The sequence below is a fragment of the Polaribacter sp. Hel1_85 genome (genome assembly GCF_000766795.1).
Lineage (GTDB): Bacteria > Bacteroidota > Bacteroidia > Flavobacteriales > Flavobacteriaceae > Polaribacter.
In genome coordinates this window covers 74,133-89,311 of the sequence record NZ_JPDS01000002.1, presented here as the reverse complement: position 1 = coordinate 89,311, position 15,179 = coordinate 74,133, and the positions used below count along the sequence as shown (strand labels likewise).

The window sequence follows — 15,179 nt, the reverse complement described above, 5'->3', positions numbered from 1 at the left end:
TTTTTTGTTATATCTTTTTGTTCATAAAGCCAAATCAAAAAGATTTGGCGGATTTAGTTTAAAACTCTACATTTTGGGATAATCACCAAAAGGTACATTAATTATTATCATTTTTTACCAGCTAGTTATAATTTATTTTCATATTTCTCAAGGGTATACCATAAATCAAAAAACTGTTTTCTTCCTTCTTTTTTGGGATAGGTATTTACAATAATAAGTTTGCCTACTTTAGTTTTTGTGTTAAAAAACATATGGGTTACCACTCCATGGTCTCCTCCTGTATGACCAATTTGTCCTTGAGCAGAAAGCCCCATAAAAACACCTATATTATATTGATCACTATAAACGTCTTTATGTCTTTGTTCATAATTTTCATCAGTCAACTGCGGTTTAAAGAACTCTTGATAACTGTGATTACTCAATAATGTTCCATTTCCACTAAAACCAGAAATCAATTCAGAAAGGTATAAGGCTAAAGTTGATGATGAGGTAATTAAATTTCCAGCGGGATAATTAATTCCTTGATAAGGGGCTAATTCATCTTTTTTACTGGTATAAAGTTTAGAATGATTTTCAAAATTCACCTCATTAAAAAACCAACCCGTATTAGACATTTCTAAAGGTTTAAAAATGTGTGTTTTTGTAAATTCATTAAAAGATTCACCAGTCGCCTTTTCTAAAATAAATGCTGCTAAACCACCGTTAATGTTAGAGTATTTAAAGGTTGCTCCTGGTTTGTTTTTTAAAAAGTTCTTTTTCTTATACCATTTCCCTTGTTTACTTAAAAATCTTTTCAAAAAGAGGTCTAGAGATATCATTTCATTTGGTAAACGAAAAACGTTCTTCACCTTTAACCCCTTATTATCTTTTTTTTTTAAAATGTAGTCATATTTTTCGGTGCTATAAATATATCCTATGCTAGATGTATGTGTTGCCAATTGCCTAATGGTTATTGGTGTATTAGGGAAATGGGGGTTGATTACTTTAAAAGGCAAATATTGATTTATAGGATCATCTAGCTTAAGTTTGCCTAATTCTTGAGCTTTTAGCAATGCAACACCAATAAAGGTTTTGGAAATGGAGGCAATACCTTGAATAGTATGTGCTGTGTATTTTTTATTTGCTTGCTTATCAGAATATCCAAATCCTTTTTCATATAGTGTACCATCTTTATTTACAATGGCTACGGAGAATCCATTAATATATCCTCTTGAAAATATTTTCTCAAGTTCTTTGGTCAATTTTATTGAAATAGAGTCATTGGTCTGACAATAAATTGAGCTAGCAATAATATTTAGGATGAACGTAAGAACTAATTTTTTCATTTAGCTAAGTTTTATGTTACAATTTTTGCTCTAATATTAAACCCTATGTTTATAGAGCTAGTTGAGCTTTTAAGGATTCAATTAATTAACTGCATAACCATCTTTCGTCCTTGTATATCCACTTCTTGCCTAATTATTTGTCTGTTATTACTATCAATATAAAATGTCATAATGGCTTTATTGTCCGAAATATCATCAGTCATTTTCACTATCCAAACATCTCTATCTCCATTTCCAGGCATTTTACCTTTTTCAACATTTTTAATAAATGCTTTTATTATTCCTGTTTTAGTGCTTGGATTATAATCAAAAATAGAAATAGTTTTGTGGTATTCGTTATTTAATGGCAGCCATCTAATCAATTGCGGATAGATATTGCTATCGAAATAACTACCTGTGGTAATCTCAGATATTTCGCTTTTGATATTTGTTTTTTTGTCAAAATAATAACCCGTTACTTCTTCATCAAAATTAAGTACCATATCTCTTTGTTGATTATATGAAGAATGGTAAATAGGTTTAAGGTCACTTACACGAGCTAGAGTACTGTCTATCCATTTTGTTTGAACTTGATTCAATTTAACAGAGGTTATTATTGAAATGTTATTTTTAATTCTTTTTATTTCTGTTTTAACTTTTCCTATTTCTATTTTGGAAGTGTCTATTTCCATAAACCAATTCATTTCATAAATTTCATTTTTGATTAATTCTGAATCGAAAGAATTGTTTAAAGGTGTGATGGTAGCATTTTGTGAAAAAGAGCTTAGATAGACAAATACTGAAAAGACTGTTAAAAGAATATTTTTCATATTTTTTTTAAAAAAATGTTATGTTAATTGTACACCGTGGAGGCAATTGGCTTTCTGTTCTGGTTTGGTATAACTTAAAACTTATATCCCAATGAAATCTGAAATACACTGTTTTTAATGTCAGGGTTTTCCACAACCGTTGTAATACCGTAATTATATCGTGCTTGTGCAAATAGATTTGAGGTGAAATTATATTCTATACCTGAATTGAGTCCAAAATCAAAACTTGAAGCATCGCTATCAGCATCAGGAATTGAGCTATCATTAAATTCTACCTTGTCATTAACCAAAAATGACGCTTGCGGTCCTATTTCTATACTAAATTTTTCAGACACGTAATATTTCACCATTAATGGAATTGCGAGGTAATCTACTTTGATTTTTGTTAAATTTTCAACTTCTGAACCCTGTGTGGAATACAATAGTTCTGGTTGAAGTGAAATTTTTTCATTTAGCTTAAATTCGGTAAATCCACCAATATGAAAACCAAGTAAATTATTTCTATCTGCATCACCTCCGGTAAAGTTTGAAATGTTAAGGCCTGTTTTTAACCCAAAATTGACATTTTGAGCTATAATTGAATTTGATAGCCCTAAAATAACAATAATTGATACTAGTAATATTTTTTTCATAATTGAAGTGTTTTTAATTTAAAGCGAAAGCTTTTTTGCTTCCTTATCTTTTTCATTTAGATTCAAAGAATCTTAAAATGGTACAAATTATTTTTTAATTATTGCCAATCTTTACTTCTATGACTTAGTAATTGTGCAAAGTTAATTATTTGGTATGATAGAAATTTGTAAGAATCAGTCGTTTTTGTTTTTTAACAAATTTTTTAGTGTGTAGTTGGTATACTTTTTTATCCATATAAATGGACTTTTTATTTAGGCTTTGCATATTTTGGCTAAGGCCCCCAAGTCTTAATTCCTATTTTTTTTTTAAGTATCTTCAGTATCCCAATATTCGTTATAACGAATGATCTTACCATCAGATAGACGTACTTTATAAAAAGCAACGAAAGGCCAATCTATAGTTACATTGTTTTCCCACCAAGTAAATTTTAAACGAGAATGTATTGCAAAACAATCTTCACCATGCAAATAAGACCCTTCAAACATTCTTGCACCCCAAGCTGTGGTTTCAGATAATAAATGAGCATAGTAGGATTCAATCGTTTCTTTGCCTTTTAATAAATGATATCGTGGGTCATAGAAAGTGGCTTTTTCAGAAAATAGGTCAGTAAGCTGTTCGACATCTTCTTTATGAAAGCCTGTTATCCAATTTTCGATAACATTTTTTATATTTATTAATTTTTATATTTTGTTTTTATTTTAACGTATATAAGAGTCAAATTTAAAAATTTGGCGAGTTTTTCAAATAAGTACAAACCTTGTGATTTGCACTTATTATATATATATTGTACAACGTTTTTTATTCAATTGGTATATTTAAATCGACTATAAATTTATTTTCAGGATGTTCTCTGTAGTCATTATGATAAATTTCAAATGGATTTTCAGGGCTCTTTTTATATCCATTTTCACTCATCCAAATAAAAAGGCTTGTCCAAGATTTTTCAAATTCATTTGGTGTGATTTCAAAACGACCAACAATACATTTCCCTTTATGAATAGTCAATTTATTAATCTCGCCTTCTGCTTCAAAGGGGTCATTAGTTGTCAAAAAAACACTCATACGAACCTTATCAGGCGCAGTAACTTTAAAACTGTCGTAGAAAACTCTACCCATTTTAGCTTCTGAATTTTTTATTAAGCCTTTTGGTATTGCCCACTTTGTAAGTTTTTCAAAAGCGTTTTCAATTCCAATTAATCCAACGTGAGTTACTCTTGTAGTAGTCAATTCATGTGTTTCTTTAATTTCAATTTTTGCATTCATTTCTCCCATTTTTTTAAATTATTAATGATGCAAATGTATTTTTCTTGATCAGGATATTCTTGTCCATTCTTGCTTTTAAGTTGACGAATCTTGCTATATCTATTTGGATTTTCCTTTATAAATCCGGTTGGGCTTATTCCAAAATACTTTTTAAAAGTTCTTGAATAAGAAGAATTATCACTGAATCCGTATTTGTAAGCTATTTCTGTTGTTGTAATGTTTTTATGAAGTAAATCCAAAGATGATTTTTCAATTCTCCGCCTTGTCACATATTCATTGAGAGTTTCTTCAGTAACAAATTGAAAACTCTATGAAAATGAAATGGCGAGTAAAAAGCAATTCTAGAAACAGCATTCAAAGATAAATCTGATTCCAAGTTTTTGTCAATAAAATCGAAAACCCGGTTAATTCGATTTTAGTAATCGGTTTCTATTTTTTTATCTAATTTTTTCATTTATTTTTACCTCAACTCTCTGTTGGACGTTCGTCTTTTAAGCTCAATTAGTCATTAATATTGTAGAATATGACAATATGTAACAAGTCAATGCAATTAATGTCCCTATTAGTGGAATTTTAAACCAATATATTTTTGAAAGACACAGATAAGTACCAATAGCTAGTATATTAAAAATGAAAAAGAAATGGTCAGATTGTAAAGTGCTGAAATATTTAAAAGCACAATAGAAATTTATGACACCAATAAAGATTACTCCAATACTATGACTTGCATTAAATCCAATCCAAGCTTTCCAAATTGTAGTTTCTTTTGTAAGATTAAGATGTGAAGTTTTCATTTCCCTTATGACTATTATGTTTTTGGAAGAGAATTTATTGGTAAAAAAAGTATAGACCAAATGAACAGTACCCAAAATAACAAAAATTAATGAACCAAATTCCCAAATATATTTTGCACCCATAATTACTATTTCTTTAGAAATTCTAGAACCAAGTTAATAACTGAGTCATTTTTTAAAATTCCAAAATGACCCGTCTTCTCTACTTCAATAAACTTGCAAGTTTTCCAATTAGCATGCACATTTTTAGATTGCTTTATTGGAACTACTTTATCATACTTATCATGAATAATTACTGCTTGTTTAACATCAATTTTTTTTACAAAATCGCTAACATTAATACTTGACACAGTAATGTTAAGTTCTTTCTCTATGTGATTAATTAATTTATGTTTTACTTTTTTTGTTATTCCGTTACGTTCACAAACATCATCAATCCTTTCCGAAAATTTATCTGGTGTTGTTAATAATACATATTTTTCAATGCTTAAATTATTATTGAAAAGAGAACATGTAGTTGCTACTCCACCAAATGAGTGACTAATTAATTGGGATACCTTATACTTTTCTATTAACACACTTACTAATTCTGTAAACTCAAATAAACTTGTTTTTCCTCTACTACTAAATCCGTGAGAAGGACCATCAAATGCGTATACTGAAAAGTTGTTTTTAGTAAGTTCTTTAATGATATCAGAAAAATTCCCTGCTTGTCCTTCCCAACCGTGTATTAATAGGATTTTATCTTTTCCACCTTTCCATTTATAAGTTTGAATTTTAAAATCTCTAAATTCAAATATTTCTTTTTTAGAATTGTTAAGTATTTCTAATTCAGATTCACGAAGCTTTCTAATTTGAGGATTTGTAAGTTGTCTGTATGCATAATTCATTACAGTATTGGGGGCTATTTTTGAAAGGAAGGTTAGAAGTTTCTTTTTCATATTTAATAATCGATAAATTGATTAATTTCCTTTTTTACTTCTATCAAAAAATTTTCTTTTTGTTCTTTATATCTCATCATTTCATGATATCCGATTAAGTGCTTGTATAATAGAGATGCTTTGATTTTAGCATCTCTATTTGAATAGCCAATTTCTTTCAATAAGCAATTAACATATTCAATTCTTTGATCATCAATACTGTCAATAATTTTGGATATTTTATTCTCTTTAAGAGCATACCTTTTTAAATAAAACACGAAATCTAAATAAGGCATCTTTTTGTAACTAATCTCTATTAGCAATTTTAATTTTTGAGAAGTATTTTTTTCAAAACTTGTTAGTTTAATTATTTTTTCTGTTTCATTATCTACCCAATAATTTGTCAATTGTAGAACAAACTCTTTTTTTGTTTTAAAATGCCAATAAAAGCTTGACTTATTACAATTCAATTTTTTAGACATTTTTTCAACCACTATTCCTGAAATCCCTGTTTCAGAGAATAGTTTATATCCAAGTTCAATCCAATTTTTTTTGTGTATAACTATTTTCGGCATGTTATTAGACGCAATCGTTTAGAAGTTAAATATAGTATTTATTAAACGATTACGTCTAGAAAAATAGTTAATAATTTTTTTAAAATATTAAAGGAAGAAGGATGTAACGTCAAATGACGTAGAAACCGTCTGGTATAAGCATTATTCTGTCCTATTATTTTTACGCTGTTGTACAACGTTTTTACTGCTAAAACTGATAGCCAATACGTAAGTGTAAATTTATTGCAGCTTCACCTTTGTTTTTTGTAAATCCAACGTTTTTAGAAAAATAGTGAATATAACCAACACCAATACCCGTTTCATAATTAAAATGTTCTCCTAAGTTTCTTCTAATTCCCCAAGTTGGAATTATAGATAAGTTATCTACTATTTGTGCTTTTTTATCATCTCCAAAGTCGAGAAGTAAATCGTCTGAACGAAAACTTGTTTTAAGTGAAAAGAAATTTCCACTGTTATTATCTATTCGTTTTGATTTACTTGCTCGTTTATCTAGATTATAATACCAACGTGGTTCTAATGTAATAACGGTAGTTATTAGAAAACCTGCATCAGGATAAAAATCATCATTATCATAAGCATCAAACCCTAATTCAGTTCGTAATGCAATTTGATTTGATAATTTCAATTCATTGTAAGCCCATAATCCTGCAAAACCTGTTTGAATTCCGAAGATTGATTTTTCTACACTCTTTTTTTGTGATTTTTCATGTGTGTTCTGTGATTTTGCAATTAATGCAAGTCCACAAAATAATAATGTTAATGCCTTTTTTTTCATTTTATTATAGTTTATAAATTTAGCTGCAAATCAATAAAATTATAATTATTTAAGTTGACCAATAGAAGCGTTGGTATGTTATTATATGTTAAAAAAGACATAACAATTTTTATGAAATACTTTTTTTGAAGTCAGAAGGAGAACGTCCAGTTTCTTTTTTAAAAATTCTATTAAAACTTGTTCTTGATTTAAAACCACATTCGGAGGCAATTCCAAACAGATTATAATTTTTATAGTTATCTAAGTTTATTTTTTCTTTTACAGCTTCTACACGATACTTATTTATTAAATCATAAAATGTAGTGCTCAAGTATTGATTTAACATAGTGGAAAGTTTTTTGTCTGTTGTGGAAAGCTGTTTTGCTAATTTCCCTAATGTCAAATCTTCATCCAAATATGGTTGTTCAGTTTTTATAATAAGTTCAAGTTTATTTTTCAAGTTTTCAAACTCTTCTTTTTTCTCAGAAGATAATGTTTTCTTTTTTTTCTTATTAATTTCAGATTCAATTTCATTATCTAATAGAAAGGATGGTAATAATACTTTAGATTGATTTACACCATAATACGCCAAATATGAAACTAGAACAATCATCGCTAATACAGAAATATTATCAACATTCCACTGAAAATTACCAAAGAAGGATTCATATATTTTAAACCCTAAATCAACACTTATAATACCCAATGAGGATAAAAGCATAATCTTTATCCAATTAAAATCATATTTCGTTAGGTTTGAGTATTTATATTTAGTCAATTTTCGATACTTTGATAACAATCGTGATGAAATAATTAAATATAGAATTAAGTATAAATTTTCAATTCTTATAATGCTACGTATAAAATTTGTTTGTGTGTAGGCAAGTTCGTCTATCTCAAAGTTATTGAACAGTATCGTTGGAATCGTAATGCCAAAAGCAAATAAGAAAGTAGGAATAAAATGTGCCAAAGTATTCTTTATTAATTTATCTTCTTTTAAGAATAAAGATTTTACATATAGAAATAATAAAGGTCCTAAAGTAATTATTGTTATATCATTTGGTAAAAAACAGAGTTTTATGAGCCAATTTATATTATGTAACAAGGCATAAAAGTATACAGCAACAAAAAAGAGAAGTAAAAAAAGTAGTATCAATACTTTTTGAGGTAGTTCTTTAGATTTTATTCTTAATAGTCGCAATAAAATTATTGCAATAATTACGATGCCACCGACTAAAAAGAAATCTAAAATTAGATTCATTAATTAAAATTTAGTTTTTTTCAATGTTTGAAACGTTCATTTGCAGTTTTTTAATAGCTAACGTGCTTGTATATGAAAAGTAGCAGGTTTATGTGTGCCATTTTTCGGATTAATACAAAGATAGCAGAAAAGAAATAAACTTTTGATTTAGCTCTTAACTGCTATTTTTTATATACGTCTTTGTTGGCAGTAGTTTTTGTTCCGCTGTTTCTTTCGTATTTATTCATTAATTCCGTCAACTTTCATAATCGGTCGAACTTCCATTCTCCATTTTCCGTCCTCAAATCTTGGGTCAGATTTTGCAATTTCAATCGTTTCATTTAAATCCTTTGCTAGAATGTGGTAATATCCGGAAATAACTTCTTTGGTTTCATTAAATGGTCCGTCTGTAAAACTTCCATTTTCATAGGATAAAATAATGCCTTCCATTTCCAAAGGTTGGGCCGATTTCATTTTTCCTTCGCTAACCATTTTTTTAATAAATCCGCCAACTTTTTGAACGTGTTCTTGTTGTTGTTCTGGCGAAAGGTTCGCTACTGGATTTCCTTCGCTTCTAATAAATAACATAAATTCTTTCATAATTAATATTTTTAAGTGATTACTTTTTGTTTATTCCTTCGACTTTTTTAATTGGACGAATTACAATTTCCCAACCATCTTCTTCAAATCTTGGGTCTGCTTTTGCAATGGTTATCGCTTCTACCATATCCACAGCTAAAATATGATAATATCCAGAGATAACTTTTTTGTCTTTGTTCAGTTCGGTTTCACTTAAAGCACCTTTGTTACTTGATATTTTAGTTCCTTCCATTTCTAAAGGTTGTGCGTCCTTTAGTTTTCCTGTTTTGGCTAAATTCTCAATGTAGTCAACAATTTTTTGAATATGTAATTGTTGCTTTTCGGATGTTAGGTCGGTTACCCGATTGCCATCTGAATAGACAAAAAGCATAAATTCCTGTTGAAGCTCTGCACTACTGTCAGTTTGAGAATAGCTGTTTGAAATAGTCATACAGACTATTAAGGTGATAAAAATTTTCTTCATAAATTTTATATTAATAGATTATACCTTTATAACAATTGAGTTTGTTAAATAGGGACAACTTCTATTAATTTTTTTTGAAGCAAATTTGCATCTCGCTTATTGTTGGTCAAAGAAATGGCTTTTTTGTAGCTGTTTTTGGCTTTTTCAATCTCGTTTTCCAATTTGTAGAGTTCGGCTAATGTTGAATGAAAAAGATGGTTTTTATCAATTTTGCTCTTTTTTTCAAGATGTTCCAATTCCGATATTGCTTTTCTGTTTCCTTTTACTTTTGAAAGTGCAACAATTCTATTCAGTCGAGTAATTGGGGTGTCCTCTAATTCAATTAAACCATCATAAAGCGATAAAATTTCTTCCCAATCTGTCTTTTCAAAACTTGGTGCAATGCAATGATTTGCGGAAATAGTTGCTAAAATCAGATAAATGGAAACTTTCTTTTCGCTAATGGCTTGATTTAGGTTTTGAATACCTTTATTGATTAATTCTTGATTCCAATTTTTTCGATTTTGCTTGTCCATTTCGATAATGGAATTGGTTACGTTCATTCTTGAATCAAATCGTGAAGCGTTAAAATACATAAGAGCCAAAAGTGCTAAGCAATCAGATTTTTTTTCGAGGTTTTCGCTATTTACCAATATTTCGCAAAGTCGAATTGCTTCAAGACACAAACCATACCTTATAAGTTCGTTTTTTTGGGTTGGACAGTAGCCTTCGTTAAAAAGCAAAAAGATTGTTTTTAAAACAATCGGAAGATTTTCATTAAGATTTTTTGGAAGTTTAAAACTCACATTGTTAGTTCTCAATAGCTTTCGACCTCGTACCAAACGTTTGTTAATAGTTTCGGTTGTTGTAAAAAAAGCATTTGCTATTTCTGAAATGCTGAATCCACAGAGTATTTTTAAAATCAAGCAAATTTGTGAGTTTTCCGAGATTTTAGGATGACAACAAACGAACATCATTTTTAACTGTTCGTCAGAAATCAGTTCTTCGGAAATTTCCAATTTTTCTAATTGTTCCGAATTTTGTTCGATCGTCTGTTCATTAAATTCCGACTGATATTTTTTTTGCTTTAGGATGTTGAGTGTCAGGTTTTTTGCAGTCGTGTACAACCAAGCTTGTGGATTTTTAGGTATTCCGTTGTGTTGCCAATAATCAACTGCTTTTAGTAAAGTTTCCTGAACAATGTCTTCCGCAGTTTGGACGTTTTCAGTTCCTATGTATTTTGTAATAACAGAAACCATTTTTCCGTACTCATTTCTAAAAAAATGTTCGGTCAATTCTCGACTATGTTTTTCGTTAGTTACGGTCATTTTTCCTAATGTCTTGTATAAGGATAATAGCGGATTTCTAAACGCTAATTTTCCGTTTAGACAGACTATAAATATAAAAAAGTGCTTTTGATTAAGCACCAAAGTTGCTATTATTTTTATACATCTCAAGTTTGTCTTTTAAATTAATAAATTCTAGTCGTTTAAGCCAAAGTGCCATACTGTGGCTGACGGTATGAAACTTTTATTATTTCTTTGCTACAACAAAATAACTAGATGCCCCTTTATATAACTTTTCAGTGTCAATTGTCTGAAAACCTCCATTTACAATTAAATCATCTAACTCAGAGCTTTTAAGTCTTCTAATAGGAACTGGGATTACTCCAATTTTGCATAATATCCGAACAAGCTGAATCTGAATATTAACTAAAAATGCCATTTTATCCCGTAAACAAGGTGTTACAGAAATAAATAACCCCTCAGGTTTTAACAATTCATATATCTTTTGCAAAACTACCTGTGGATTAGCCACTGTGTGCAACATATTGAAAGCCAAAATCACGTCAAACGATTCCTTTTTGTACCTTTTATCAAAAATATCCGTTCGCGTGAAATTTATATTTTCAACTTTACTAGCGTCTGCTTTCCGTTTTGCAATTTCAATCATCTTAGATGATATATCAATAGCATGAATCTCTTTCACCAGATTGGCAATTTCACAGGATGTTGTACCAGTACCACATCCATAATCTAAAACAATATTGCTGCCGTTGAGATGCTTTTTAGTGTTTTCTCTGGACTTACTATGAATATATTCAAAACGCTCTTCTGTTTTATCATAATTTTTTGAAGCCCTATCCCAGAACTCTTTCGATTTATTCATTTTATTCACCATTATTAATTATTTAAACTTTTTATTATTCCAATTCCATTTTTTAATGAAACATAAGAACGACTGCGAACAAGAGTTAAACTACTTTTAATGTTGAGACTTTTACCGTTTTCATTTCAATCATTAATCTGGAAAAACTTCACATAGAAAACTCTTGTTATGCATTAGCTGAATGACATCTTTCTCTAACAGTTTAGAGCAAACAATGCGAAGTACATTGTCCAAACCTTCAGTATCTACCGACCACTCTGAAAAGTATGGATGCAAGTTAAATAAGGGTGCCATCCATTCAATTAAAGGAGGGGAACTAAGGTTTGTTTTAAACACCAATACATTCATATTTGTTTACTTTTTCTTTCGCTTTTTGAATTTGTCAAAACTCAGCAATCGCCTTGGAAATTTGATATGGAATACTGACTTTGATGTTTTTCGAAACATTTGTCGAAAAAGTCACTTCATTAGTTGTCAAAAACGTGTGCTGAAAATGGGAATAATTCATGATAGGCATAAATGGAATACCTAATAAAAGAGCCTTACTTTGTGGCAAACCATAGGTGATATTTTCCGTATCGAAGCCAAACCATGTGTTGATTGTTAAGAAATTATCATTGCATTTACCCAACAACACAGCTAACATCGGACTTAAAATTTCCTTTTTAAATTGTCTGACACCTTCATACACATAAAAGTTGTTGTAGACTTTTTTATCTTTCAATGCTCCACGGATAGCGGAATGAATTGATTCAATTGTTTTGAATAAATCGTGAGGATAGATTGGAACCTCATAAATTTCAACGCCAGAAGCTCCATTTCCAATATAGTAATCTTCTAATATTATATTCCCTTCATCTGATTTCATTCTAGAACGTATATCAACAATCAAATTGAACCCAATCACTTTATCTTTTTGATACATTGACATATAGACCATAGCCAACATCACCTCAAAACTAGAACACCATCTAAATTCATTGTTATAAGACTTTTTGATTTTATCGATTTCTTGCCGATTTAAACGAAACTTAACTTCCCTAAACCAAATCCCAGCACCCCAGAGTAGACCGTTACCAACCATTTTTGCCAAATAAAATCCAAGGTTCGGATTGTACGCGTTCACCTTTTTAGACAATTCCTTGTCTGAGTTTATTTTATCAAATATTTGCTTATTATTCAAAGTATGTGAAAAGGAAAGTCTATTATTAACGTTAGTGTACTTTTTTTTCAATTTTTCTGTATCTTGTATACATGCACACGTTTCTGACAATAATTTGAGAAAGATATTAGCTGAGTATGTATCAAAAACAGTGTGGTCCATGTAGAAAACGATAGAGAATTCTCCATACTTGACATAGTGATGAATAGTCACCAAAACAATTGGGATATTCAACTTTTTTATTTTAGAAAAAGGATTATGTGCAATAAAACCAGGAAATTGCTTCCGGAGAATTTTTGAAAATCTTCTCTTGTCATTAAATAGCTCACTTGGCGGCTTTTCGTATGTTTTTTTATCTTCAAAGAATTGATACATAATGCCATCATTATTGGTTTGGGAAATAGAGTATCCAGGAATAGATGTGTATTCAGTATCGTCCTCCCATCTTGATGAAACGAACTGGAATTTAGAGTTATCCACTAAAAACTGTAAAGAATCCTTGAGAGAGCTCAAGAAGTCTTTCATTTCTTTACTGTTTTCAATCTTGAATACCCATTGAAAAGGGGAATGAGCCCTGGAATTATTAGTATCTAAAGCACATGTCTTTTTCTCAACCATAAACGCATTATTTCGCCTACTGATATAAGTCTCTTCTATTTTTTTTATCATTTTTATAACTTTTTATTTGCTTTATTTTATTGCAAAGGAAAGCTATTGGACAAATAAAATTGTTCACTTAAGTTATAAGCTTATTTTTTTTATTCACTAATCATTAGCGGATTCGACTTAATGATCGTGTCTTGATTCCAAGATATCAGGCCACCTGATTTTGCGGAATACTACTCAGCAGAGGTGGCTTTATTTGAAGTAAATTTCAAAACCTCTCTTCCTATGAAGAAGATATAAATTCACACTAATAATTCTACGGTTTGTTTCAGGAACAAATAGAGTTTCTTTAAGTGGAGAATGATGCTTTAACGTTTAGTATAACAGCAGTAGCTGATTGAATATACTTACCTTAAGAATAGGAAGACATTTAAAAAAAGCAATTCGGTTTGAAAGTACTCCCAAACCGCCATTGCTTTTATACCTTTGTTGTACACAAGCTCGGAAAAGCCAACCAGATGGTCTAGTCCATTTCATTTTGCTTGTACCATACGCGATGAAAAGAGCTTACCTTTTCATAACAACGCTTTATGTTTCAATGAACATTTCCATGAGAATACAATGGTTTTTGGTATCATTCTGCCGAATTATAAATAAGGTTTAAAATGAACCGAATTAATGAAGTTTTAAAAGACAAATAAATTTTTCAGACTTTATTTGCTGAAAAAATGGACAAAAGTTATTTGACTATTGATGAATACACAAGAAACATAAGACAAACGTGTTTAGAAGACTTTTTTTTCGGGCTTTAAATCTTTAAGGAGATGACTTTTAATATAAAATTATAAATCAGTCCCAGAATAATCATTAGAGAGAACCCAAAGTGATAAAAATAAAATAAAAGGATTGGGACTCGAAAATGTAAAAAAAGCGATTGAATTTGTTATATGAAAATAACTATACTTTAGATATTCAAGAGCATTAAGAACACTAGATTGTTCAGTTAAGTATTGATTTGTGATGAATTGTTTTCAATTCCTGTTAAGACTCTATTTTAAATCAAATAGCACTTCTGCACTTACCCAATACACTTCTCCTTTTTCCACACCTGCCCATCCTTTTTTTTCAGGATGATTGTATCGTCTTGAGTAGATGAAATATTTTCCTCCAGAAGACATGTATGGGCAATAATATTTCCAATTCTTTTCATAATCTAATGGTATTTCTTTCGGTTTTGTCCATTTACCATTCTCATTAAAGGTGATTTGAAATTTGCTTTGGTCATTCGTTATGGCATAGGCTTCATTTGGAGAAACATAAACTATGAGCTCATTTTTTTCTGATGTAGGTTCAACAATTTTAGGAGTTTCAAATGCACCATTCCCAATGTATTGCGCGCGATAGGTGTTCATTCCTCTTTTATTACTTGGTCTATTCGAACGAAAATACAAACTGCCATCAGCTGTGACTACAGGGTAAGTTTCGTAAGATTCAGTTGAAACGGAAAAATCTACTTTAGATGCCAATTGCCATTTACCATTTACTTTTTTACTTCTGTAAATGTCAGGAGGTATTGCATACAACTCTTGTCTAGTAATATCATTATTATAATGTTTTGGATCAACACCAAGAAAATACATGGTCTTTCCATCTTTGGTAATTGTGGGGTCACAAGCAACAGAAAATAAGACATTGTCAGGATACATTTTTAAAGGTTTGATAGCAGACCATTCCCCATCAATCCTTTCTGAATGATGGATTACAAAACTGTTGTTTACAATTCTGGAAAAAAACATCTCTGTATAGTCATGATTAAAAACAATGTTAAGTTCAATACTTTCTGTATTCACTATGGACGGCGCAAACAATTTTGGTATTGTAATAGGG

The 15,179-nt window shown here is 29.9% G+C and carries 17 protein-coding genes; all 17 read right to left on the bottom strand.

Annotated elements, in window-relative coordinates; translation table 11 throughout:
• Positions 1–125: 125 nt before the first annotated feature.
• A complete protein-coding gene (locus tag PHEL85_RS07625) occupies positions 126–1,325 on the bottom strand; it encodes a serine hydrolase domain-containing protein (protein ID WP_036823491.1) in 1,200 nt (399 codons plus the stop codon).
• Positions 1,326–1,402: 77 nt separating this feature from the next.
• On the bottom strand, positions 1,403–2,008 hold the full coding sequence (locus tag PHEL85_RS07620) for a hypothetical protein (RefSeq protein WP_156109141.1): 606 nt from the start codon (positions 2,006–2,008) through the stop codon (positions 1,403–1,405).
• A gap of 200 nt (positions 2,009–2,208) precedes the next feature.
• Positions 2,209–2,766, bottom strand: coding sequence for a porin family protein (locus PHEL85_RS07615; protein ID WP_036823486.1), 558 nt, complete (start codon positions 2,764–2,766; stop codon positions 2,209–2,211).
• Positions 2,767–3,072: 306 nt separating this feature from the next.
• On the bottom strand, positions 3,073–3,423 hold the full coding sequence (locus PHEL85_RS17630) for a nuclear transport factor 2 family protein (RefSeq protein ID WP_262501560.1): 351 nt from the start codon (positions 3,421–3,423) through the stop codon (positions 3,073–3,075).
• Between the two features lie 142 nt (positions 3,424–3,565).
• A complete protein-coding gene (locus PHEL85_RS17945; RefSeq protein ID WP_200882335.1) occupies positions 3,566–4,030 on the bottom strand; it encodes a GyrI-like domain-containing protein in 465 nt (154 codons plus the stop codon).
• The gene (locus PHEL85_RS17940) at positions 4,027–4,299 is read right to left on the bottom strand and encodes a helix-turn-helix domain-containing protein (RefSeq protein ID WP_200882334.1); all 273 of its coding nucleotides are present in this window, start codon (positions 4,297–4,299) and stop codon (positions 4,027–4,029) included. The genes PHEL85_RS17945 and PHEL85_RS17940 overlap by 4 nt, the downstream gene beginning before the upstream one ends.
• Positions 4,300–4,527: 228 nt before the next feature.
• Positions 4,528–4,947, bottom strand: coding sequence for an LIC_13387 family protein (locus tag PHEL85_RS18330; RefSeq protein ID WP_036823480.1), 420 nt, complete (start codon positions 4,945–4,947; stop codon positions 4,528–4,530).
• A 5-nt stretch (positions 4,948–4,952) separates the two neighbouring features.
• Entirely contained in the window at positions 4,953–5,765 is an 813-nt protein-coding gene (locus PHEL85_RS07590; RefSeq protein WP_036823477.1) for an alpha/beta fold hydrolase, read from the bottom strand.
• A 2-nt stretch (positions 5,766–5,767) separates the two neighbouring features.
• Positions 5,768–6,319: a TetR/AcrR family transcriptional regulator gene (locus PHEL85_RS07585; protein ID WP_036823474.1), complete on the bottom strand. Its 552-nt coding sequence runs from the start codon at positions 6,317–6,319 to the stop codon at positions 5,768–5,770.
• A 187-nt stretch (positions 6,320–6,506) separates the two neighbouring features.
• Positions 6,507–7,094 (bottom strand): hypothetical protein, encoded by a 588-nt coding sequence (locus tag PHEL85_RS07580; protein ID WP_036823472.1) that lies wholly within the window; start codon positions 7,092–7,094, stop codon positions 6,507–6,509.
• Positions 7,095–7,203: 109 nt separating this feature from the next.
• Positions 7,204–8,334, bottom strand: coding sequence for a helix-turn-helix domain-containing protein (locus PHEL85_RS07575; protein ID WP_036823470.1), 1,131 nt, complete (start codon positions 8,332–8,334; stop codon positions 7,204–7,206).
• 219 nt (positions 8,335–8,553) lie between these two features.
• Entirely contained in the window at positions 8,554–8,913 is a 360-nt protein-coding gene (locus tag PHEL85_RS07570) for a YciI family protein (RefSeq protein ID WP_036823468.1), read from the bottom strand.
• A gap of 19 nt (positions 8,914–8,932) precedes the next feature.
• The gene (locus PHEL85_RS07565; protein ID WP_081965097.1) at positions 8,933–9,376 is read right to left on the bottom strand and encodes a YciI family protein; all 444 of its coding nucleotides are present in this window, start codon (positions 9,374–9,376) and stop codon (positions 8,933–8,935) included.
• A gap of 44 nt (positions 9,377–9,420) precedes the next feature.
• The gene (locus tag PHEL85_RS07560) at positions 9,421–10,683 is read right to left on the bottom strand and encodes an RNA polymerase sigma factor (RefSeq protein ID WP_036823462.1); all 1,263 of its coding nucleotides are present in this window, start codon (positions 10,681–10,683) and stop codon (positions 9,421–9,423) included.
• Positions 10,684–10,888: 205 nt separating this feature from the next.
• Positions 10,889–11,524 (bottom strand): class I SAM-dependent methyltransferase, encoded by a 636-nt coding sequence (locus PHEL85_RS07555; RefSeq protein WP_036826016.1) that lies wholly within the window; start codon positions 11,522–11,524, stop codon positions 10,889–10,891.
• A 382-nt stretch (positions 11,525–11,906) separates the two neighbouring features.
• Positions 11,907–13,355, bottom strand: coding sequence for a hypothetical protein (locus PHEL85_RS07545; RefSeq protein WP_036823457.1), 1,449 nt, complete (start codon positions 13,353–13,355; stop codon positions 11,907–11,909).
• Positions 13,356–14,341: 986 nt separating this feature from the next.
• Positions 14,342–15,142, bottom strand: coding sequence for a PD40 domain-containing protein (locus tag PHEL85_RS07540; RefSeq protein WP_052108491.1), 801 nt, complete (start codon positions 15,140–15,142; stop codon positions 14,342–14,344).
• Between the last annotated feature and the right edge of the window lie 37 nt (positions 15,143–15,179).